Origin of the sequence: Blastopirellula retiformator, from assembly GCF_007859755.1 — a bacterium.
GTDB lineage: Bacteria > Planctomycetota > Planctomycetia > Pirellulales > Pirellulaceae > Blastopirellula > Blastopirellula retiformator.
Genome location: NZ_SJPF01000005.1, coordinates 194,121 through 216,321, shown reverse-complemented (window position 1 = coordinate 216,321; position 22,201 = coordinate 194,121). Strand labels below are relative to the sequence as shown.

Genomic DNA, 22,201 nt, shown 5'->3' with positions numbered 1-22,201 from the left:
TGCCGCATGGTTTCGCGCTGCCTGTTTTTCGGACTTGTCTTGACGCTAGCCGCGGTTTCCGGCGCGTCGCTCGCAGCAGAACCTGAAAAAACGGTCCAGGTCGTCCTCGATTTCGGCGACGGCAGCGAAAAACGGTACACGCAGATTCCCTGGAAGGAGGAGGCCAACGCCTTTTCGGTCACCACCGCGGCCAGCAAGCATCCCCGCGGTTTCGCGCTGCAAAGTCGTGGATCGGGCGCGACGCGGTTCGTTTTTTCGCTCGACAGGCAAAAAAACGAGGGAAATGGGCGAAATTGGATTCTCCGCATCAACGACAAGTTGGCGAAACAAAGCTGTGAACTGGTCGAAGTCGCGCCCAACGACGTCATCCTCTGGCGATTTCAGCGATACGAATAAACGTGTAAGATGGGGCCTTACTCATGTGTCGATGCGAGCAGAAGATGAAAAAAGAAACCGTTGAACAACTGCTGTTGGTCCTGCTGCTGGTCTCCCTTGGGGTATCGCTCCGCTGGATGCTGGTCGGTTATCCGAACGTCGCTCCGACCGCGGCTCTCGCCCTGTTCGCCGGGTACAAGCTCTCTAACGTTCGCTGGGCGCTGCTGGTTCCGATCGGGATTACCACTTTCAGCGATCTGGTCATTGGCGCCTATTCCTGGCCCGTGATGTTGGCCGTGTATGCCGGGCTGTCGCTGCCGGTCTTCCTGGGAATCGCCGTCCGCCGCTTTCAGCCGCAGTTGAACAGTTGGTTGGCCAAACTTTCGACTGGCCTAATGGTCGGGGGCGCTTCGATTGCCGGCGCAGTGCTGTTCTTCCTGGTGAGCAACTTCGCCGTCTGGACCGCAACCGCGGCCGGCTTGGGGTTGCCGATGTACGAACCTAACCTGGCTGGGCTGGTCGAATGTTACGTCGCCGCCCTTCCCTTCTTCCGCTACACGCTGACCGGTGATCTCGTCTTCTGTGGAGCGATCTTCGGCACGTACGCCCTTGGCTGCATGTTGCTGGCGGCGCCGCAGAAAGAAACCGCAGCGGCGATCCCCGCGGAATAAGCCATCTCTTGGGTTAGCAGTCCGTTGATTTTCTCAACGGACTGTTACGGCGTACCACGACTGCCAGGCGGCGACTTGTGAGTTGACGTCGCGGAACCCTTTTTCTCGGGCGGCGACATCTTCGCCGACGACTAGCGGCAAAGCCTCCAGCGACGCATGCTGGACGCTTTTCGAGTCGCCTAGTAGCCGAATCAACGTCGGGATAAACGCCTCTTCACCGCTGGTTCCCATCGCCTGAACGGCGAGTCGACGAGTCCTTTCGACACGATCGAGCGAGAAGCGGTGCAACGCGTCGACGCCATCCGCACTATGCAAATAGGCGAGCGATCCAGCCGCGGTAACCGCCAGTTCAGCGTCGTCGTCGGCCAGCGTCTGCTTCAGCGCCAGCTCGGTCGAGGGGCCGGGGTAATACCGCAGCGTCATCGCCGATGCCAGACGAACGCCACGATCCTGGTCGCTGACCATGGTCGAAAGAATTTCCCCATAGCCGTAATTGGTAAACCGCTCGCACCAGGCGACAGCCTGACGGCGAATCGTCGCCGCCCGATGGTGCAGCGCCAAGCCGACGATCCGGGTCGCCGCTGGGCGACTGTCCTGCTGGACGAGTTCGAGGATGGCGTGCATTTCCTCCTCGGCGGCATCCAAGCGACATGCGAGGGCAATTTGTTCCAGCAGGTACTGATTCAGCTTGTGCTTGCGACTTGCTGCAGCCAGCGATCGGAGCGCCGATACCCGCAGCATATCGTTCTGCTCCTGAGCCTGTTTCCAGTCGGCAAAGTCGGCGTTCAGCTCTGGCAGAATGGTCGACCGCAGGCGGGGAAGCGGCACGTGCTGCAATTCAGGGGCAAGGTAGTCGAGCGTCTCCAGCAACGTTTCGCGATCATTCAACAGCTGCCGACGAATGGCGGAAGCTTCCGCGGGCGCAGCAGCTTGTTCGTATTGGTGGACGAGCATGAGCATTTCGAGCGCAGCCTGATGTGAGATATCTCGCTTCAGGGGGGACTCGACACTTTCGGTCGATTCGCCGAACTTGGACCGCGTCGCTTTCTGAAGCCGGGCGAGAGTCTGCTGCGGCGTCTCATCGACTGCCGGTAGCGGCTCGCCAAGCAGAGTGGCGAGTCGTTTGGCGATCGCCTTACTGGCGTAGCTAGATTCACTGGTCTGTAGCGCCGCGAGCATCACCTCGGTCGCGGCTTGCGGCGGCCATTGTTGGAGCGAATCGAGGGCGCTATCACGTACCTGGGGACTTGAGTCGTTCAGCAGTTTCGCAGCGATCGCCTGCATCTGCCGATCCCGATCGAGCGCCAATTGTTCGGCAACGGCGCAGCGGACGCGATGCTCGTCGTGCAATGCGAAATCGGCGATCCGATCGAACTCGCCCTGGATCACCCAGACGTCGATCGCTGCAATCAGACAGACCACCGGCGCGTTGTCGTCGATCCCACCCAACGCGTCGAGTGAGGCCTGATCTCCCAATCGGGCCATTCCATAGACGGCGTCGCGTCGGCGGCTCATCGAAGCCGATGCGTAGCAGCGGGAAAGCACATCGAAAGGCGCCGCGGTTCGCCGAGCGGCGGAAGCGACCATCTCGGACTTGTCTTCCAACAGCAGTTGGGCCTCCGGCGGCAACGTGCCGTGCCAATCGAGATACATCGCATCGAGCGCGGCGGCGCGGACATCGTCGTAATTGGACGCCAACGCTTCGAGCAGACGGTCGTCATCCCGAACATTTTTCCGCATTGCCAGGGCGTGCATCAGTTCGGTCTCCAGCTTCTCGGCGTTGATCAGCTCGGCGGGCGTCGTCTCCAAAGGCGCCATCCACTCGTCGCGCGACTGGTAGAGCTGGTCAATTGCGGCAGCCTGACCAGACAAGGCCAACATCTCGAGTGCGGCGCAGCGGGTCGACGTGGCGAGCTCGCGGTTTTCGACCGTCTCGACCAGGATGTCGGCGTCGACAACGCCCAGCCGCGCCTGTCCAATCGCGGCGGTCGCCTGGATTTGCGGAATCTCCGCTTCGGCGGCGGCCAGCAAGATTTCGTCCCGCTGCGGATCGCCCAGGACCGAATCTAATTCGCGATGTCGCCAATGCGGCTGGCGAAAAAAGGGATTCAGAAATCGCCGGTCGGTCGCGGTTAGCCGCCAGCCGTCGGTTTCTACCTCTTTGCCGCGGAGACCTGACTTGGACGGCAATTGAATCGTCGCCGTTAGTCGCCGCTCGGCATTGGCGATTTTTAGTTTGCGAGAAATCTCGGTCTGTGGCGGCGGTTCAGCTTCGCTCTTGTTTGGAACAGTCTGCTTGGATGCGGCCAGCAGAGCGTCGAAGTCGTCTTCCGCTTGAGCAATCGGCGGCGTTTTGGCCGTGTGGCGCAGCGCGAAGCATCCGGTCGTCGCCAGGGCTACCGGCAAGAGAATCGCGAATGTGCGCAGTGCTAGCATAAAAACAGCCGCTCGTAGGAGGAAACCTCGGCGGCTGTTGATAGCTATCTATCGGCCAGTAGGCAAGAGCAATCGCCGGCTACGGCTTCGCTCCCATCGGAGTCGCCGGAGCGGCAGGGCCTTTCGGACCGCCAGCGGGAGCAGCTCCCATCGGGCCCATACCAGGAACGGCGCCAAACGGCATGTCGGCGCTGGGCACGCCTGCGTCGGCGGCGGCATCGGTCGCGGCGACGCCAGCGCCAGCCGCCAACTTGTTGGCTAGCCGTTCGACCTTGGCCTGTTTGTCTTTAACGTTCTTGGCCAGTTCTTCGTACGGGAGATAGGGGTCCATCGCACCGGTCGAAGTTTGGAAGCCGCCGGGGCCAGCGTTACCCATCCTATTGTCATCCGTCTCGGCGTCGGCCGCTTTGACCACTTCGTCCATCGCATTGGCGAGGTCGATGATCGCCGCTTGCTCTTCGGCCGACGGCACGAAGCGGATCAAGCCGCTCGTCAGGCTGCGCGGGTCTTCCAGCTTGCCGTCGCTTCCGACCAGGCTGACCTTCAGTGCGTCGACGTCCGATTTGACGCGTCGGCGGAAGGTCAACTGTAGGCTATGCAGTGGCGGGTTGGTGTTGACGAATTTCTTCGGCTTCGATGGTCTGCCGTCGGGGCTCATCATCTCTTCCGCACCATAACCGCCATATTCCATCGCTGGAGCTGGACGGTACATCATGTCGCCGCCAGGACCGCCATACGATCCGCCCATCTTCATCTCTTTGATTTTGTCGTTGAACCAGGTGACGTCGTCGTCAACCGCTTTGGCGGCCAACTTGGCGACCAGGCCGATTTGCACGTTCGGGTCGAAGCTCTTCTTCACGCCATCGTCGGTCGGCATCGCAGCCAGCGTCAACGCAGCGTCAATTCGCAACGACTTGTCAGCATTTTCATCTTCGACCGTCTCACCGAGCGATTTGGCGATCGCTTCGAGCGACTGGCGAATCTCCCCGCTGGCGCTCTGGTTGCCTCCCTGAGAAAGCAAGCTGCTGTAGCCGCCAGAGAACGCCTGCACCAGGTCCATCGCACGGCGCTGCACCCATTGGTGGGCGTCGGGCGAACGTCCTTCGGTCGGTTTGCTGGTAATGACTTGCTCGACCGCTTTGGTCATGCGCTGGATGTCGGCGATCGTAACCGCTTCGCCTGCCGGCTTCGGCACGCTCTGCGCGAAGCGGGCATGTCGCAACACGCCCAGCATGGCGCCAACCTTCACCACGTCGTCCGCCTTCGGGTCTTCCAGCGTCTTCAACATCACGTCGAGCGACGCGTGGTAGGGACAAACCGGAAGGTTGTCTCCCAGGCTATATTCCTGAGCGTTCAGGTCGCCGATCAACATCATCGCGTTGTAACGGACCACCGGATGGTAGTCGGGCTTGATCATTTCCGACATCGCTTGCAACGTCAGGCGGTTCAGTTCCTTCCGCGTGCTCATCTGGGTATCGAGCGAACCGTTGTAGTTACGCATGAAGTCGCTGCGTTTCTGATCAACAGTCGTCCAATTGGCCGGCACGGTCCAACTGGGAAAGTACGCCCCCATGAAGTAACGAGTCAACAATTGCTTACCGGCGTCATCCAACGGCTTGCGGCGGGTATACTCTTGCACCTCAATCCGCGCGGTGGTCACCCCGGCCCGCATTTTGGGTTCGTCCGGGTTTAGTTCCGGAACGTTCATGGGGATGACTTTGTATTGCTGTGCGTCAACGCTGCCACATAGGACGAGAGAGAACGCAAAAGCGATAGCCAATCCGTGCAATTTCATGATTTCCACCCTGATCCGAATACGTCGGCGAATGCCAGAAAAGTAAGAGGAGGAGGTCTAGCCAGATTAGGCTTAACCTAACCGATTTGCCCGCCGCAGTTTAGTACGGAAAAGGTCCGGCTTCTATTCAGACTACTTGCGGAATGGGGAGTCTGTCAATTTAAATGCAAGCGGTACGCCTTTTGCTCACCCCCTACGATTCGCATGACCCTACTCTACAGTGATCACGAGTTCCTCGAGCACGAAACCGGACACCACCCCGAATCGGCTCAGCGGCTGGTCGCGGTGACCGAGCGACTCGAAAAATCAGGCCTGATCGACCAATGCCGGCGTCCCGAGTGGGGTCATGCGACTTCGGCCGAAATCCAGCTGGTGCATACCGCGGCGATGCGGACTTCGGTCGAAGGGTTCTCCCTAAAGGGAGGGGGCCGTATTGAGGTCGACACGGCGGTTTCTCACGATTCGTACCATGTCGCCACGCGGGCGGTCGGCGCCGCGATTGAAGCAACTCGCCGCGTTTTAGCCGGCGAAGCGAAAAACGCCCTCGCCCTGGTCCGTCCGCCGGGACACCATGCGACCCCGACGATGCCGATGGGCTTCTGCCTGTTTAACAACGCGGCGATTGCCGCCCAATACGCTTTGACGAACCTGGACGTCGATCGCGTACTGATCATCGACTGGGACGTGCACCACGGAAACGGGACCCAGGACGCCTTCTGGGAGAGTGAGCGGGTCGGTTTTCTCTCCAGTCATCGGTTCCCGTTTTATCCCGGCACCGGCGACTCGATGGAGATCGGCCAAGGCGTCGGACTTGGCTATACCCGCAATTTGCCGCTGAAATTTGGTATCGAGCGGCGCGACTTTATCACGAAATTCGCCCAAGCGCTGGAAGAATTCACGGCGAAGGTACAACCGCAACTAATTCTGCTGAGCGCTGGGTTCGATGCGCATGCAGCTGATCCGGTCGGCAATCTCGGCCTAGAATCGGAAGATTTCGGAGAATTGTCGCAAATCGTACTCGACGCAGCGGCCGCCTATTCCGGCGGAAAACTGGTCTCTTTGCTGGAGGGGGGCTACAATCCGGACAAACTGGCCGAATCGGTCGAGATTCATTTGCGGAAACTACTCTCGCACGACAAAACTTCGGGCCCCTAGGGGCTTCTTGTCCTATAGTTTCGATGCGTCAGCTTCGGTTGGCGTTCTGCCGATTCGCACCAGAACAGACGAGAGTATTGCATGATCCGAACGATCGAATGCGTATCGCCCTGTCGCCGAGTATGACCTCTTGCGACGATTGTTTTGGCCGATTTTTGCGCACGCTCATTCTGGAACCACTCTCATGACCACCGCCAACAACGAATCTTTTGCTGGTACCCCGGTTCGCCCGATGCGATTTCTGGTGATCGACGATGATCGCATCACGCGAGCGATCCTGGCTGAGATGTTGACTCCGTTCGGCGAGTGCGACGAAGCGGCCGACGCCGATACGGGTCTGCGAATGATCTTGGGCGCCAACGACGATCACAAGCGCTACGATGTGGCGTTCGTCGATATGATCATGCCGGGCAGCGGCGGCAAAGATCTGCTGCGGGCGCTTCGCTCGGCCGAGGATGAGATGGGCCTGGCCGGTAGCGACGGTACGAAAGTGGTGATGATCACGGCGTCGCGCGACAGTCGCAGTTGCGTCCAAGCGTTCATGCTCGGCTGCGAGTCGTACGTGACCAAGCCGTTCACCAGCGAGCAGATCGAAAGCAAGCTGCGTGAGATCGGCACGCTGGCGATGGCTTAGCCGCCTGTTGAAAAATGCCCTCGTGGCATTTTCCAACCTCGCCAGGCTCAGAGCATAGCTCTTCGCGGCTCGCAAAATAACGACTTCCGTCGCTATTTTGGGATCGCATCCCTGCGATCCAGCAGCCCGTTGAGAAAATCAACGGACTGTTAGTCCCTAAGTCTCGGACGAAGCTTAAATGTCTTCGTCCCCTTTGGGATTGGTCAACCAACGATCGAAGCGAACCGGCGGCGCAAAATTGGGCGTCGTCGTTTCCAGCGGCATGTCCGCTTCGTCCGATTCTTCGGCGACCAGCTCTCCACAACGCTCAATCTCATGGAGCGTCTTCAGGAGATGCGAGACGTAGCTGGACGAAATGAACGCCCGATTGGGAGAGGTCGTTCGGTTCCCAACCAGGTCCCACGCGTCGATATTCATTACCATAGGGGGTGCTCCGCTAGAAGGCCATCGTGTGCTCTCGATGCCTTTCCATCTAAGCAACCGCGGCGCCGTTTTCGCCAACTTGAGCGAAAATCGCGAAGACTTTAAAAAAGAGCCGAATTCTCTCGGGTGAGAAGAGTCCTACGGAAAAGATCGCCTTGCCGGCAAGACGCGAACTGGCGGAAAAGTCTTTGAGAGAATTTACAAACGCGTTTGTAAATCGCTGAAAAGATATACCCTCTATCCGCGATGCGCCGTCGACAACGAGGTCACGCCGCTTCCTAGCGCAGCGCGACCGAGTCTTTCAGACGTGATTGAATATACTCCACCGCCTTCTGCAACTGCGGGTCGACGAAATCCTCCAACTCGATTTCTTCGTCCGATTTTTCCCGCGCGTCAATAGCCGCCTGATCGGCGATGTTCGAACGATCGACGTCGCGGAAGCTGCGTGAGCGGAGCATGTTTTTCAGTTCTTCGTCGGCCAGTGGAACCGCGTACCCTTCGTTCGGCGAGACGCCCCACGAGTCTTCATCGGTAAAATCGGGGAAGCGATGAATGTTCTGTTCGCTGGGGCGCCAATAGGTGGCGGTCGTGATCTTTAGCGCTCGCTGCTGACGATCGAGCGGGAAGATGCTTTGCACCGTCCCTTTGCCCCACGAACGTTGGCCAATGATCACCGCCCGATCATGGTCTTGTAGACAGGCGGCGACGATTTCGCTGGCGCTGGCGCTATATTGATTCAGCAACACCGCCACCGGCAGATCCTTCGGAATAATCGTACCGGCCGAGGAAGCTTCAGCGATGTCTTCAATCCGTCCATTTCGCCCGCGGGTCGAGACGATCACTCCCTTGTCCAGGAACATGTCGCAGATTTCTTCGGCGGCGGTCAGATAGCCGCCGGGGTTGTTCCGCAAATCGACGATCAGGCCGTCGACCTTACCATCGATGCTCTCCCAAGCGATCAAAAACTCGTCCGCGGTCAAATCGCCGAACGAGTCGATCCGGATGTAGCCAATTCGCGGATCCTCTTCCAGAAAGAAGTTCCAATCCCCTTCTTCATCGTGCGTGTCGCCCAACACCGAGGCGACTTGAATCTGCGCTCGCTCGACGACGATGTCGACCGGCTCGGTCTGGCCGATGTGGCGAACCTGTAAAGTCACATCGGTACCAACCACGCCGCGTAGCCGCTTCACCGATTTCTCAAAACCGACGTCGTCGACTTTCACGTCGTCGATCGCCAGGATCACGTCGCCTGCCTGGACGCCAGCTTGGTAAGCAGGCGTGCCGCTGACCGGCGTCACCACCAGCATCTGGTTCTTTTCCTCGTCATACATAACGTGAATGCCGATGCCGCCGAACTCCTGATCCAGCTCCTCGCGGAAGTCGGTAAAGTCGGTCGGCGGTATGTAGGTGGAGTTTTGATCCAACTCCATCGTCATGCCGTCCATCGCCGAGTTGAACAACGTTTCGTCGTCGATGGGGCGCACGTACTGGTACGAGATAATGTCGAGCGATTCGCCAAACAGCCGCATGAAGCGATTGCGGCTAGCGGCGCCGTAACATATCAACGAAAGAAACGCGGCGATAAAAATGATCGTCAGATTGCGTCGCGGCATAGCGGGTCCCAGGGACGAATAAAACGACGAGAACGAACGTCAGGTTTCATCCTAACTCGCCCAGGCGAATTGGGGTAGCAGCGACCGCCGCCGCTAGCAAAAAGGGGGCGAATTCTACCTCTACTAGCCGCCGACAAAGGGCGCCGGTACCAGAAACGCGTGCTGCTCTAGCAAACTGTAGGCGCCGCTCCAAGAGACGTACAGCGCCAGGTACATGAAAAAGACATAGAGCGCGACAACCGGAATCTCCCCCAGCCGGGCAACCCACCGGAAGAAGAAATTGCGCGGCGTCCCCCGACGCCGGGCTCTACCCAGCGCCCAGCCGCTCAGCAAGCGTGCCGGCAACATCAACGCCACAAAAAACAGGCTCGGTAACCAGGCGATCTCCCGGTCGATCAGTTCGATCTTTAGCAGATACAGCGGCAACGCGAATAGCAATGTGATCAACAGCGCCGACCAAAAGGCAAGCGGCGCGTTCTTGAACTGTTTACGCACCTCGCGCCACTCGAACATCGCCCGCCAGCGGTTCTCGGCGGCAAAATGCGCCTGCATGAATGGCAAATAGAGTAACACAAAGCAGAACGCCAACATCCCTGGCAAGCTGACTAGAAACGCAGCCGGTGGGTTTTGGATTCCCCGAGCGGCGATCATCCAGCTGACCGGCAGGATCAGCCAGAGGAGCGTCGTGAAGAAACCACGCACGCCGAGCGAAAAGTAGTAACCCAGCCGCAGCGAACTGAGAAACGCCAAGCAGTTGTCCCGAGCTTCGCCGAACATTCCGCCCGCGCGAACGCGGCGGTAAAGTCGCAGCGGCGCCGGCCACAGAAAGTGCCGAAACTTGCCGCCGCGAAACCAAGCCCACGCAATATGGAAGCTGATCGCCAGCGTTAGCGCGACCAGCACGACAGTCATCCGCTGCGGAACAGGCCCGCCAGGCTCGATCAAATTAGCGCTGTCGCGGAGATCGGCCAGAAAGCGGAGCGGCCAAAACAGCAACCACGTTCCCAACGCGATCGAGCCAAGCCGAGCCGCTTTGCGGATCCCAATGAAGCCTTCGCTGAACTTGCCGGTCCGGGCAATGCGCCCGCTCACCTCCAGCAGATACCCCAGGCTCAGCATGTTGGCGATCGGGATCGTCGCCAAGATCGCCAGCAGCACAACGATCGAGACCAGCCCGAACAGCCACTCAACGCCGCCGTAGACCGACTCGAAGGCAAAGCGAAACCAACCGCGAATTGGGGGGGCTGCGGCCACCGCACCTCGGACGACCGCCGGTAGGCTCTCTACCAGATCGTCGTCGTGACTAACGGCTTCGATAGATTCGGAGATTGTCGCCATGGATTGCTGGGCTCGGTCAAAGTTGGCGAAAAGCAGGCCCGTGGGAAATGCGCGTCCCTCTGGTGGAACTACCCGAAAAAGCGGCCGCTGGTTTCTTACCGCGTAGTTTTTTGGCCGCGAAACCATTTTCCCTTTACAAAGGTACTTAGTACAACGGGAATGTGGGAGGAATTGAACCGTGGCCTGGCTAAGAAATCTGTTCTTCATCGGAATCTGCGGCGTCATGGTTTCGGCCGTGGTCGGCGGGTTGGTCATTCCGCAGCGTCCGCCTCAGGTGGCCGAGATCGCCCATCCACTCGGTCCGGTCGAGCGGAACGACATTCAGGCGGTCGCCGATCGGGTCGACCTGCAGTTTGAGCAAACCTGGGCGGACGCGGGACTTCAGCCGGCGCCTACCGCGGATGATCTGACGCTGATTCGCCGGATTTCGCTCGGCCTGACCGGCACGGTCCCCTCGCTGGAAGAGATCCGCGTCTTTGAGTCGCGGCCAGAAGAGGAACGCCTGTCGTGGTGGCTGTCAAAGACGTTTGCCGATCGGCGATATGGCGATTTCGTCGCTGAACGCCTCCGTCGGGCTTACGTCGGCGTCGAGAATGGCCCGTTTCTGGTTTATCGCGGGCGCCGCTTCCTGACCTGGCTCAGCGACCAGCTGATGGAGAATCGCCCCTACGATCAGCTAACCCGCGACCTGATTGCCGAGAACGGACTGTGGACCGATACGCCAGCAGTCAACTTCGTCACCGCCACGATCGACCAGGACGGGACCAAACGCCCCGATCCGGTGAAGCTGGCGGGCCGCGTCACCCGCGCCTTTTTGGCAACCCGGATCGATTGCGTGCAGTGCCACGACGACAACCTCGGCGGCGACCTGAAACAGCAAGACTTCCACGAGTTGGCTTCCTTCTTTCGCGAGGCGGAAAACTCATTCGTCGGCATCCGCGACAACGACAAGGTGCTGTACGAACACCAATACCTCTACGCCGACGAGACGACGACCGTCCCGTCGCAAGTTCCCTTCAACCAGCACTTGCTAAGCGACGCCGCTACCGAGCGCGAGCGACTCGCCAACTGGGTCACTCATCCCGAGAACCGCCCCTTCGCCCGGGCGATCGTCAATCGCATCTGGGCGATCACCACCGGCAAGCCGCTCGTCGAACCGGTCGACAGCATTCCGCTGGAAGGCTCGTTTGAAACTGGGGAATACCCGGCCGGCCTCGAACCGCTGGCCGACGACTTTATCGCGAACGGCTTCGATCTGCAGCGATTGGTCCGGGTGATTGCCGCCACCAAGGCATTCCAGCGCGACAGCCAAGCCGATTTTGCAGTCACGGCTGAACACGAAGAGACTTGGGCCGCCTATCCAGTCACTCGGCTCCGCCCTGAGCAAGTGATCGGCGCCATCCAGCAAACGGCGGCGTTAAAGACGCTGGACGCCGAGAGCCACATCCTGACGCAGTTGATCAACTACGGCGAGCACAATGAGTTCCTCAAGCGTTACGGCGACGCTGGAGAGGATGAGTTCGCCGAGCAAGGGGGAACGATTCCGCAGCGACTGTTGATGATGAACGGCAACCTGGTCAAACAGCGAACCAAAAATGACCTGATTCGCAATTCGGCGACGCGAATCGCCCAACTCTCGCCGAACAACGAAACCCGCATCGAGATCGCCTACCTGACGACGCTGACTCGACGGCCGACGTCGGAGGAGTCGGAGTACTTCGTCCAGCGAATGGAAGATTCGACGCTGGCTCGCCGCCATCAGGTGGAAGACTTGGTTTGGGTGCTGCTGAACTCGTCCGAATTCGCCTGGAACCACTAGAGGCTGAGGGATTTCCCATGCAGATGAATCGCTCTCACAACCCAGGCTGCGGCGGCGCCGATCATTTTTCACGGCGAACGTTGCTGAAAGCTGCCGGCGGATTGCCTTGGCTAACCCCGCTCGCCGCGCAGTTGGCGGCCGCTGCCGAAACGGACAAGACCGGCGCCCCGGCCAAGTCGGTGATCGTGCTGTGGATGCAAGGAGCGCCCAGCCAATTAGAGACGTTCGATCCCCATCCCGGTACGATGATCGGTGGCGATGCGAAGCGAATTTCAACCCGTTCTTCCGGCGTTGAAATCTCGGATTTGATGCCGGCGACCGCCGAAGTAATGGACCGCGTGGCCCTACTCCGCGGCGTCACCAGCAAAGAAGGGGATCACGAACGGGCGACCTACAACATGAAGACCGGCTATCGCCCCGATCCAACGTTAATCCATCCGACGATCGGCGCCGTGATGTGCCACGAGCTTGGCCGCGCCGGGGTCGAGATCCCGCGGCACGTTTCGATCTTTCCCGATCAATGGCCGGCGCATGGCGGGTTCCTGGGGAACAAATACGACGCCTTCAAGATGTACGATCCGCTCGGCGATTTGCCAGATCTACCGCGGCGGGTGACGGATGAACGCTTCGCCCAGCGGCGGAAGGATCTCGATATTCTCGAGCGCACCTTTACCCGCAGCCGCCGAGCGGATCTCGAAAAGAACCGGACGCTTCATCTGGCGACGATCGACAAAGCGATCACGATGATGGACTCTGAGCAGATCAAGGCGTTCAACATCGAAGAGGCGCCGCAATCGCTCCGCGACGACTTTGGCGACACGCCGTTCGGCCGCGGCTGCCTATGTGCCGTGCAACTGATTGAGACCGGCGTTCGCTGCGTTGAGGTCACGCTCAGCGGCTGGGACTCGCACGCCAACAACCATCAACTGCAAAGCGGTCGGATCGAGATCCTCGACCCGGCTTACGCGGCTCTGCTTCGCCTTCTGGAAGAGCGCGATCTGCTGAAGAGTACCGTCGTCCTGTGTGGCGGCGAGTTCGGCCGCACGCCGAAGATCAACCCCGCCGGCGGTCGTGACCACTGGCCGCATGGATTCAGCGTCGCTTTAGCGGGCGGCGGCATCCGGGGCGGTTCGCTGTTGGGCGAGACCGATCCCTCGGGCGAAAAGGTGACGCCCGACCATCCCGAGTCGGTCGGCATCGCCGACATCCACGCAACGATCTACCAGTCGCTGGGGATCAACTTCCATCACATGTACGACACGTCGATCGGCCGCCCGATGGCGATCAGCGAAGGGAAGCCGATTACCAAAATCCTGGCGTAATCAATCATCCACCCACCGGTTAGCCCAGAAAGCTCCGCTTTCTGGGCAGACGAAGTCGGCAGGAAGCATCAATCCGCAGGCCAAGGTGGAACGGGCGAAACCCACTCCGCGGCGGCTACGAGGCCACCGTTATCATGCATACCTCGGCCTGATGCCTCTTGCGGCTGCGCCGCCCCGGCAGGGAGACCTATCGCGACCAACCCGGGCAGTTTCCGTCGCCCAGACGCATGAAAAAAGCTCGCTCCAGATGGGACGAGCTTTCTGAATTTCGGCAGTACCGTTCGAGCGATTAACGCTTCGAGAACTGCGTTCCTCGGCGGGCGCCACGCAGACCGTACTTCTTGCGTTCCTTCATGCGGGAATCGCGGGTCAAGTGACCGTTTTCACGCAACGCCGGGAAGGCGGCTTCGTCCATCGCGGCCAAGGCGCGACCCAAACCCATGCGGCAGGCGCCAGCCTGACCCGAGGTTCCACCGCCGCTGACCAGGACGCGAACGTCCACCTTGTCGGCATATTCGGTGTCGACCAGCGGCCCCATGAAGGCGGATTGATCTTGGACGTTCGGGAAGAAGTCTTCCAGCGAGCGACCGTTGATCATGATCCGGCCAGTGCCGCTCTTGATGCGGACGCGAGCGACGCTCGTCTTACGACGACCGGTGCCCAGAATGACCCCGTCAACCGGCTTCGACTTCTTCACCGGAGCCGGAGCGGCTTCTACGGGAGTTTCGACAGCCGCGGCTTCCGTCGTGGCAGTTTCGGTAGCAGGAGCTTCGGTAGCCGGCGCTTCCGCGTCCGGGGTTTCGACATTCGTTTCGTCGGTCGACATTAGTTATCCCTTAGACTCTTCTGTATTGCTGGATCGCTTACTTGCGTTTCTTTTGTTTGACTTGAGCCAAGCCGGTCAGCGGCTCGGGCTGCTGAGCCTGGTGGGTGTGCTCGGGACCGACGAAGACCTTCAGCTTGTCGAGCATTTTGACCGCCAGCTTGTTCTTCGGCAGCATGCGACGGACCGCCTCACGCAGGATCCAATCGGGATGGCGTTCCAGACGCTTGCCGGCCGTTTCGGTCCGCAGGCCAGGATAACCGGTGTACCAGTTGTATTCTTTCTTGTCCCACTTGTTGCCCGTGAACTTCACCTTTTCGGCATTCACGACGACGATGTAATCGCCGGTGTCAACGTGGGGAGTGTAGGTGGGGCGGTGTTTCCCCATCAGGATCACGGCCAAATCGCTCGCCAAACGACCGACGACCTGATCTTCCGCGTCGACCAGCCACCATTGCTGTTCGATTTGACCGGGCTTCGCCACGAAAGTAGATGTCGACATAGTAATCCTGGCTCTCAGTCTTATCTTGGCTCGAGTATATCCTGACTCAACAGTCCAACACGGCTCGTAGAGTATCGACCCGGTCGCTGGATTTCCCCGCCAGCGACAGCTTGCATGCGGTAGAGCCCGCCGGCAAACGCACTATCTGGCCCCAGCTTGGTCAGGGGAAACACGTATATTACCGGCCTACCGCCTAGTCTGCAAGTGGCGACGGACCTGAAATTAAGAAAGGGAGAAAACCCGCAACCGGCGACCTGTCGCTCCAGGAAAAAGGGTTCACAGACGCCCCCCGCTGTGTAAGAATTTCCCACCATTGAAGTTGTGCTGCGCGGTATTCATTGCTCGCCCGCTTCCGAAATCCCTTGGCGCCGCGCCCCACGACCTAGGGAAACATCATGATTATTGCCGTCGTGCGTGAAAATTTCCCGGGCGAAAAGCGTGTCGCCCTGATCCCGGCCTCCCTGGGCCCGCTGCGGAAACTGGACGCCCAGATCCTGGTTGAGACCGGGGCCGGAGTCGCCGCCGGTTTTCCCGACGCCGATTACGAGGCTGCTGGCGCCCAAATTGTCGCTTCCCGGGCCGACGCCTTCACCCAAGCCGACATCGTCTGCCAGGTCCGCTCCCTAGGATCCAACCCAGAAGAGGGAAGAGTCGACCTCGAGCTGGTCAAGTCGGGCCAGATCGTTATTGGGGGCTGCGATCCTCTTGGCAATCCCGCCGCGATCCAGGAGATGGCCTCAAAGGGGGCGATCCAGTTCGCCCTGGAGTTAATCCCCCGGATCACTCGGGCCCAGAGCATGGATATCCTCTCCTCCCAGGCGACCATCGCCGGCTATCGGGCGGTCTTAATTGCCGCGACCGAGCTGCACAAGATTTTTCCGCTACTGATGACCGCCGCCGGCACCCTTTCCCCCGCCAAGGTGTTTGTGATCGGCGCTGGCGTAGCAGGCCTACAAGCGATCGCTACTGCCAAGCGGCTCGGAGCGGTAGTCCTTGGCTATGACGTACGGAAGGAAGCCCAAGAACAAGTCGAAAGTCTTGGCGCCAAAGCGGTCGACTTCGAGCTTGAGTCGAGCGGCGCCCAAGACAAAGGAGGCTACGCCAAAGACTTGGGCGAAGAGTTCTATACGAAACAACGCCAGTTTATGGCCGACACAGTGAAAGAGTGCGACGTCATCATCACGACCGCCGCCATCCCCGGCAAGAAGTCGCCGCTGCTGGTCACCGCCGAGGCGGTCGCCGGAATGCGTCCCGGTTCGGTCTTGATCGATCTGGCTGCCGAACGCGGCGGTAATATTGAGCCGAGCGAGGCGGACGTTCGCGTTGAGAAGGACGGCATTCTCATTCTGGGGCCGACCAATCTTGCCGCCGAAGTTCCGCAGCACGCCAGTCAGATGTTCTCGGGCAACGTTACCAAGTTCCTGTTGAACCTGGTGAAAAAGGGAGAGAAAGAACTGACGATTGATCCGGAAGACGAGATCGTCGCCGAAACGCTGGTCGCCCGCGACGGCGAGGTGGTCCACAATCGAATTCGCGAGATGCTTGGCATGCCCCCCATCGTCCCGCCAGAACCGAACGAGAAGATCCCGCTAGAAGATGACGAACCCGCGCCGCCTGCCGAAGGAAACGCATCATGAGATGGCTCGTATTACTGCTGTTGCTGGGAAGCGTTTCGCCAGCGTTCGCCCAAGATGGCGATGCCCCCAAAGCGGAAGAAAAACCAGCCGCCGCAGAGGCGAGTAAGAAACCGCCTGCCGAAAAGGCCGCCCCCCAAGCGTCTCCCAAGGCCGAGGTGGAAACGCCTGCCGAGTTAGCCGCCGACGACACGCCGTCGCCCGTAGATGGCGAGCCGCAACCGCTAGAGAAGAAGTACACCCGGTACGACGCCCTGGCGGCCAGCCTGACGATTTTCGTCCTGGCGATCTTTATCGGCTTTGAGCTGATCACCAAGGTCCCGCCGACACTGCACACGCCGCTGATGTCTGGCTCGAACGCGATCAGCGGGATCTCGATCGTCGGGGCGTTGATCGCAGCCAGTGCAGGAGACGCTCCGTTGGCGGCGATCGTTGGTCTAGTCGCGGTGATCCTGGCGACAGTCAATGTGGTCGGCGGCTACCTGGTGACGCACCGCATGTTGGAAATGTTCAAACCGAAGCGATAACACCCAGAGTCGGCCTCAACGAAGGAACTTCCCGTGTACGAAGCCCTGATCAACCTGGCATATGTCGTTTCGGCGATCCTCTTTATCTTCGGCCTGAAGTACATGTCCCATCCGCGCACCGCGGTTAAAGGGAACCTGATCAGCGCTGGAGCGATGCTGTTGGCGATTGTGTTGACGCTGGCGGCGCTCAAAATGATCGCCACCTACGTGATCATCGGGCTGGTGGTCGGCGGCATCATTGGCGCTGTATTAGCAATCCGCGTGCAAATGACCGACGTGCCGCAGTTGGTCGCCTTGTTCAACGGGTTTGGCGGAGCGGCGACCGTGTTTGTCGCCGGCGCCGAACTGCTTCGTCCCAACACGTCCACCGCCCCCGATGTGATGCTGGCCGCGGCATTGTCAGGCTTGATTGGCGCGGTCACCTTTTGGGGTTCGCTGGTCGCCTATGGCAAACTGCAAGAGCTGCAGATCTTCAAAAAGCCGATTGATATTCCGTCCGGGGCGGTCGTCAATATTGTGATGGTGGCGATCCTGCTGCTACTCACGATTTTCATGGCCGGGTCAGGCTGGAGCCTGATTCCCTACATCTTGATCGTCGTGATCGCCTCGATCCTGGGCGTGACGCTGGTTGTGCCGATCGGCGGCGCCGACATGCCGGTGGTGATCGCTCTGCTTAACTCTTATTCAGGTCTGGCCGCAGCGGCGACTGGATTTGTGATCGACAACAACGTGCTGATCATTTCCGGGTCGCTAGTCGGCGCCTCCGGTCTCATCCTGACGCAGATCATGTGCAAAGCGATGAATCGCTCGCTAGTGAACGTCATCTTTGGCGGCATGCAGTCGGCCGCGGCGGCGTCGGGTCCGGCGGCCCACGAAGTCTACGCCAACGTCCGCTCCACGTCGGCTGACGACGTGGCGATGATCCTCGATGCGGCGCAACGTGTCGTCGTTGTGCCAGGTTACGGTCTGGCGGTCGCCCAGGCACAGCATGCCGTGCGTGATATGTCGACCATCCTGGAAGAGAAAGGGATCGATGTCGAATACGCAATTCATCCTGTCGCTGGTCGCATGCCGGGGCACATGAACGTGCTGCTAGCCGAAGCCGATATTCCTTACGAGAAGCTCCGCGAGATGGATGCTATCAACCCAACCATGGGGCAAGTCGACGTCGCCATCGTGCTGGGCGCCAACGACGTCGTCAATCCAGTCGCCAACACCGACCCCAATAGCCCGATCGCCGGGATGCCGATTGTTGATGTCGACAAAGCCCGTACGGTGATTGTGATCAAACGCAGCTTGAGCCCTGGTTTCGCCGGGATTCCGAATCCCCTGTTCGCCGCGGACAACTCGCTGATGTTTTTCTCGGACGGCAAAGAGGCGATCCTCGACATCATCGCCGCGCTGAAGGAAAACGGCTAACCTGCCAATCGCGTGGTAACCGCCTGAGCCAATGCGAACGCTTCGACCGGCTCCCATGCAAATCCATTCCAACGCTCAATTGCTGTCCAATCTTGGCGGCCGATCGGGCGAAGCGATGCGTACCACTGTTGCGGATCGCTGCCGAGTCGCCGAGCCAGCGATTCGATCTTCAGCAGATCGCCCTGCCGAATACCACACATCGCGGCTAATTCACGCCACGGCAGAACATCGCAGGCGACGTCGACCTCCAATCGAAATAGCCCGTCGCAGTACATGTCGGTCTGCTCACGATCGCAGCGCAGATACGATCCGTTGATGTGACGAACCGAACGATTCGCCGTTTCTTCCCAATGCTCATTGGTCGAAAACCAGACCGCCGGCCGAATCCGCCCCGATCCATCCGCACTTGGCTTTAGAACTCCGCTGCCCAAAATCGAATCAATTCGCCGCCCGTTGGTGTAATGCCATTTCATGGTCGTGCCCTCGTTAGCCGCCTGGTGAATTTGGAACTGTCTTTTTGTCCACCAGCGCGAGGACACGTTTGGTCATCACGAAATTCTGAGAGTGACGATTTCTCCGGTTCTGCCTAGGAAAAGTCGGCCCAATGGGTACGACTTTCCACGAGGCCTGTGAAATTAGGAAAAGCAGCTAATGCGTGCTAGCTGTGACGCCGATTCCCATAACTGTTCGACGAAGGAAGTCGACGCAGGTTAGTGGACGCTATGGATTGGCGTCTCGAATTCAAATCGCCACGGATTTCGGCGGAAAAGGACAAATGCAGACAGAATTGGCGCGCAACTATGGCTCGGCCCTTTCCCAGCTACCTTCGTATTCACCGACAAGAAACGGCGCGGCCCTACGCCGAGAAGGCCTTCTTTCCAGGACTCGCTTCCGCTAGTGAAGCATTGGTCGAAGCTTTCGGCTGTCAACTAGAATTTCAGGAAGGCGCCGCCGGCAAAGGATATTCGGTCGTCGACCTCGATGGAAAAACGTCGGGACGACTGCTGGTGAAGCCGGTCTTGGACGATCCCGATTTCGCCCCGCCTCGCGAAGTGGCGAAAATCGCCGACGCCCTGGCCGCGATGATGTCGGAAGTGCAGCGACTGCAATCGGCGCTCGAACAACGCGAAGCCGAACTAGCGACCAACATTCCGGTTTCAGTCGTCGACTCGAAGAATCTCATCGCCACCCGATTGCAAGGCGTGTTGAAAGGGGCGATCGAAAATGTCCACGGTTCGGCCGCCGCGATCTACATGCTGGATGACGCGACCAGCGAGTTGAAACTGCGGGCCGCCGTCAATCTTCCGCCCGATCGCTTCCTGGAACCAGCGCGTCCGTTGGCCGCGGCGGTCGCCGACTTGGAAGCGTTGGCTGGCAGCGCCGTCGTACTGGAAGACACCGCGTTATTGCCGCATTGGCGTTGCCCAGAGAATTACCCGTCGGCCTGCTGCATCCCGATCTCGACCAGTACCAATCCGCTGGGCACCCTCTGGATTTTCTCGGAAGAATATCGCGACTTCAGCGAAGCCGAGACGCAAACGCTGGAGATCATCGCCGGGCGAATCGCGTCGGAACTGGAACTGGACGTCGTCCTGCAGGAAAAGTCCGAGTCGCATCAGCTGACGCAACAGTTGCACGCGGTCGCCGCCCAACAAGATCACCAGCTTCCCCACATCAAGCCGCTGCTGGAAGGTTGGGACCTGGCTGGCTGGACCGAACAAGCCGAACAGGCCGGCGGCGACTTCCACGACTGGTCGATGCTCGACAACGGCGCCTTGGCGATCACGGTCGGCGACGTCGACGGACGACAGCTCGAAGCGGCCATGATGGCCGGACAACTGGCGACCGCCGTCAAGTCGCACAGTCGCTATGCGGCGGACGCCCGGACGTTGGTCAATCGGGTAAATCACACTTTCTGGTCGGCTTCGGCCGGGGATCGTTTCGCGTCGCTCTCGTATGGCGTCATCCATCCCGACACCGGGCTGATCGAAATCGCCAACTCGGGCGAAACCTGCGGGCTACTGATTACGCCCGACGGCTGGGAAGAATTGTGGGAAATGTCGTTCCTGCTGGGCGCCCGCACCGACATTGACCCGCGATACGTCGAACGCCTGCTCCAACCGGGTTCGGCGATCACGATGATGTCGTCCGGGGTGCGAGAATATCTGTTCGACGAAGCGGGACCGGAGGGAATCGCCCAATTTGCGGAAAAACTCCGCGAGCACCTGGAATTGCCGGCCGACCGAATTTTGACCGCCGGACGTGAACTCTTGGCCAAGCTCGACCGTCCTACCGCGTGCGATCAGACGATTTTCGTGGTCAAACGCCGTCCGGACCGGTAATTTGCCCCCGCTTGACCGCAACCACGGTTTTCCTAGACTAATGTGTTCCATTACGGTCGCTTACGGCGACAGTAATGCCAATGCCGGGCTAGTGGCGGAATTGGCAGACGCGCTAGGTTGAGGGCCTAGTGTCCGTTAAGGACGTGCTGGTTCGAATCCAGTCTAGCCCACTGAAAAAGATCCCATTGTTTTGCGGTCACGCGAGCAATGGGATCTTTTCATTTCTTGCCACTATCGGGTCGATTCGATCTACTGAAACTTGCTCCGGCGCCGGGCCCCCGTCAAAGAGTTCGCGCCGGAGTAAAAAAGAGACCCGGTTCGTTCTCACGACGAACCGGGTTTTCTATTGTCCAGCAATCGGTGGCGGCAAAACTAGGCAACCGGGGTCCAGCCGTAGTCGACATACTCGTATTTGAACGTTCCGTCCGGGTTCAGATCGACTACGCCATAACCTTCCTGCACCCCTTTTCGCGGCCCGCGCCACCAACCGCCCGAGACGGCGCCGCCGCAGATGTAGGTGACGCCGTTGTACTCGATTCGCTCCAGCAAATGGTGATGTCCGGAGAGGGCAAGTTTCACGTTGTACTTCGAGAACAGACTGCCAATCTTTCCTGCATCACGACACATTGCGCTATAACCAACACGATAGGCGAGATCTTCTTCGCGGCCGACATCGAAAGTCGTGACTGTATAGAACGGAATGTGCGAAACCACGACGGCGGGGGTTTCGGCCGGCTTCGCTTCCAGGTCTTTGGTCAGCCAGTCGAGTTGCTCTTCTTCAAGATAAGCCTGGTACCGATTGTTGGGCGCCATCTGAATATCGTCGAGGATGTAAAACCGCCAGCCACCCTGGTCGAAGGCGTAGTAAGTCTTTTCCAGGCCCAACTTTTCGCAAACCAATCCTTTGCCATACGCCGCGTCTTCCGGCTTCACATCCTGGCGATTCGACCAGCCAAAGACGTCGTGATTGCCAATGCAGGGGCGAAAAGCGATGTCGGTCTCACCCTTGGTAATGTCGCCATACAGCGAGAAAAGTTGGTCGGCCCGATCGCGATTGTGGGCGAAGACGTCCATCACCATATCGCCGCCAGTAACGATCACTTCCGGCTTGGCGGCGAGAGAATTAACCGACGCCAGGCATTTGCGAAAACCTTCGCCCGCCGAAAGCTCTGGCTGGACGTGGATGTCGGTCAAATGGGCGAAACGAAACGGTTTGGCCGTGTGCTCGGCACGAGCCAGGCTCGGCAACATACAGCCGCCCAAAGCGGCGCCGGCCAGTTGAAGAAAATTACGTCGCTGCATCGACTTGGCTCCTGAGTAGATCAATTCGTCTACAAACAGAATAACACTCGCTGGCCGCGGCGGAAAAACCC

19 protein-coding genes and 1 tRNA gene are annotated in these 22,201 nt (G+C 59.4%); 11 read left to right on the top strand and 9 right to left on the bottom strand.

Annotation, left to right across the window (positions count from 1 at the left end; all coding sequences use genetic code 11):
- Positions 1 to 6: 6 nt before the first annotated feature.
- Positions 7 to 396, top strand: coding sequence for a DUF4430 domain-containing protein (locus Enr8_RS21025; protein ID WP_146435467.1), 390 nt, complete (start codon positions 7 to 9; stop codon positions 394 to 396).
- Positions 397 to 440: 44 nt separating this feature from the next.
- Positions 441 to 1,046 carry a DUF6580 family putative transport protein gene (locus Enr8_RS21020; RefSeq protein WP_146435465.1) on the top strand — a complete coding sequence of 202 codons (606 nt, stop codon included), beginning with the start codon at positions 441 to 443 and terminating at the stop codon, positions 1,044 to 1,046.
- Between the two features lie 33 nt (positions 1,047 to 1,079).
- On the opposite strand, the gene Enr8_RS21015 is transcribed toward Enr8_RS21020, so the two are convergent.
- Positions 1,080 to 3,482, bottom strand: coding sequence for a HEAT repeat domain-containing protein (locus Enr8_RS21015; RefSeq protein ID WP_146435462.1), 2,403 nt, complete (start codon positions 3,480 to 3,482; stop codon positions 1,080 to 1,082).
- Between the two features lie 79 nt (positions 3,483 to 3,561).
- Entirely contained in the window at positions 3,562 to 5,190 is a 1,629-nt protein-coding gene (locus Enr8_RS21010) for a hypothetical protein (RefSeq protein ID WP_146435460.1), read from the bottom strand.
- A 291-nt stretch (positions 5,191 to 5,481) separates the two neighbouring features.
- On the opposite strand from Enr8_RS21010, the gene Enr8_RS21005 reads away from it, so the two are divergent.
- Together Enr8_RS21005 and Enr8_RS21000 are read left to right on the top strand one after the other, a co-directional pair.
- Complete coding sequence (locus tag Enr8_RS21005; protein WP_146435458.1) at positions 5,482 to 6,432, top strand: histone deacetylase family protein; 951 nt, start codon at positions 5,482 to 5,484, stop codon at positions 6,430 to 6,432.
- Positions 6,433 to 6,616: 184 nt separating this feature from the next.
- Positions 6,617 to 7,066 (top strand): response regulator, encoded by a 450-nt coding sequence (locus tag Enr8_RS21000; RefSeq protein WP_146435456.1) that lies wholly within the window; start codon positions 6,617 to 6,619, stop codon positions 7,064 to 7,066.
- A gap of 174 nt (positions 7,067 to 7,240) precedes the next feature.
- Here the strand turns inward: Enr8_RS21000 and Enr8_RS20995 are convergent, their stop codons facing one another.
- The 3 genes from Enr8_RS20995 to Enr8_RS20985 all read right to left on the bottom strand — a co-directional run bounded on the left by Enr8_RS20995 (position 7,241) and on the right by Enr8_RS20985 (position 10,440).
- Entirely contained in the window at positions 7,241 to 7,489 is a 249-nt protein-coding gene (locus Enr8_RS20995) for a hypothetical protein (RefSeq protein WP_146435454.1), read from the bottom strand.
- A 278-nt stretch (positions 7,490 to 7,767) separates the two neighbouring features.
- Positions 7,768 to 9,102 (bottom strand): S41 family peptidase, encoded by a 1,335-nt coding sequence (locus Enr8_RS20990; RefSeq protein WP_146435452.1) that lies wholly within the window; start codon positions 9,100 to 9,102, stop codon positions 7,768 to 7,770.
- A 123-nt stretch (positions 9,103 to 9,225) separates the two neighbouring features.
- On the bottom strand, positions 9,226 to 10,440 hold the full coding sequence (locus tag Enr8_RS20985; protein WP_186767777.1) for a DUF4013 domain-containing protein: 1,215 nt from the start codon (positions 10,438 to 10,440) through the stop codon (positions 9,226 to 9,228).
- Between the two features lie 178 nt (positions 10,441 to 10,618).
- On the opposite strand from Enr8_RS20985, the gene Enr8_RS20980 reads away from it, so the two are divergent.
- Together Enr8_RS20980 and Enr8_RS20975 are read left to right on the top strand one after the other, a co-directional pair.
- On the top strand, positions 10,619 to 12,259 hold the full coding sequence (locus Enr8_RS20980; protein ID WP_246120186.1) for a DUF1549 domain-containing protein: 1,641 nt from the start codon (positions 10,619 to 10,621) through the stop codon (positions 12,257 to 12,259).
- A 23-nt stretch (positions 12,260 to 12,282) separates the two neighbouring features.
- A complete protein-coding gene (locus tag Enr8_RS20975) occupies positions 12,283 to 13,581 on the top strand; it encodes a DUF1501 domain-containing protein (RefSeq protein WP_146435446.1) in 1,299 nt (432 codons plus the stop codon).
- Between the two features lie 289 nt (positions 13,582 to 13,870).
- On the opposite strand, the gene rpsI is transcribed toward Enr8_RS20975, so the two are convergent.
- Both rpsI and rplM read right to left on the bottom strand, forming a co-directional pair.
- A complete protein-coding gene (rpsI, locus tag Enr8_RS20970) occupies positions 13,871 to 14,407 on the bottom strand; it encodes a 30S ribosomal protein S9 (protein ID WP_146435444.1) in 537 nt (178 codons plus the stop codon).
- A gap of 37 nt (positions 14,408 to 14,444) precedes the next feature.
- Positions 14,445 to 14,906, bottom strand: a complete 462-nt coding sequence (gene rplM / locus Enr8_RS20965) for a 50S ribosomal protein L13 (protein WP_146435442.1) — start codon at positions 14,904 to 14,906, stop codon at positions 14,445 to 14,447.
- A 395-nt stretch (positions 14,907 to 15,301) separates the two neighbouring features.
- Here rplM and Enr8_RS20960 point away from each other — a divergent pair, with 395 nt between their 5' ends.
- Genes Enr8_RS20960 through Enr8_RS20950 form a run of 3 tightly spaced genes read left to right on the top strand, consistent with a single transcriptional unit; the run spans position 15,302 to position 18,486 of the window.
- On the top strand, positions 15,302 to 16,543 hold the full coding sequence (locus Enr8_RS20960; protein WP_146435439.1) for an NAD(P) transhydrogenase subunit alpha: 1,242 nt from the start codon (positions 15,302 to 15,304) through the stop codon (positions 16,541 to 16,543).
- Positions 16,540 to 17,067, top strand: a complete 528-nt coding sequence (locus Enr8_RS26720; protein WP_146435437.1) for an NAD(P) transhydrogenase subunit alpha — start codon at positions 16,540 to 16,542, stop codon at positions 17,065 to 17,067. The genes Enr8_RS20960 and Enr8_RS26720 overlap by 4 nt, the downstream gene beginning before the upstream one ends.
- Positions 17,068 to 17,100: 33 nt before the next feature.
- Entirely contained in the window at positions 17,101 to 18,486 is a 1,386-nt protein-coding gene (locus Enr8_RS20950; RefSeq protein ID WP_146435435.1) for an NAD(P)(+) transhydrogenase (Re/Si-specific) subunit beta, read from the top strand.
- On the opposite strand, the gene Enr8_RS20945 is transcribed toward Enr8_RS20950, so the two are convergent.
- Entirely contained in the window at positions 18,483 to 18,959 is a 477-nt protein-coding gene (locus Enr8_RS20945) for a hypothetical protein (RefSeq protein WP_146435433.1), read from the bottom strand. The genes Enr8_RS20950 and Enr8_RS20945 overlap by 4 nt on opposite strands.
- 327 nt (positions 18,960 to 19,286) lie before the next feature.
- On the opposite strand from Enr8_RS20945, the gene Enr8_RS20940 reads away from it, so the two are divergent.
- Positions 19,287 to 20,828 carry a PP2C family protein-serine/threonine phosphatase gene (locus Enr8_RS20940; RefSeq protein WP_186767776.1) on the top strand — a complete coding sequence of 514 codons (1,542 nt, stop codon included), beginning with the start codon at positions 19,287 to 19,289 and terminating at the stop codon, positions 20,826 to 20,828.
- A gap of 85 nt (positions 20,829 to 20,913) precedes the next feature.
- Positions 20,914 to 20,998, top strand: a tRNA-Leu gene (locus tag Enr8_RS20935).
- A 202-nt stretch (positions 20,999 to 21,200) separates the two neighbouring features.
- Here the strand turns inward: Enr8_RS20935 and Enr8_RS20930 are convergent.
- Positions 21,201 to 22,130: a metallophosphoesterase family protein gene (locus tag Enr8_RS20930; RefSeq protein WP_146435429.1), complete on the bottom strand. Its 930-nt coding sequence runs from the start codon at positions 22,128 to 22,130 to the stop codon at positions 21,201 to 21,203.
- Positions 22,131 to 22,201 lie beyond the last annotated feature (71 nt).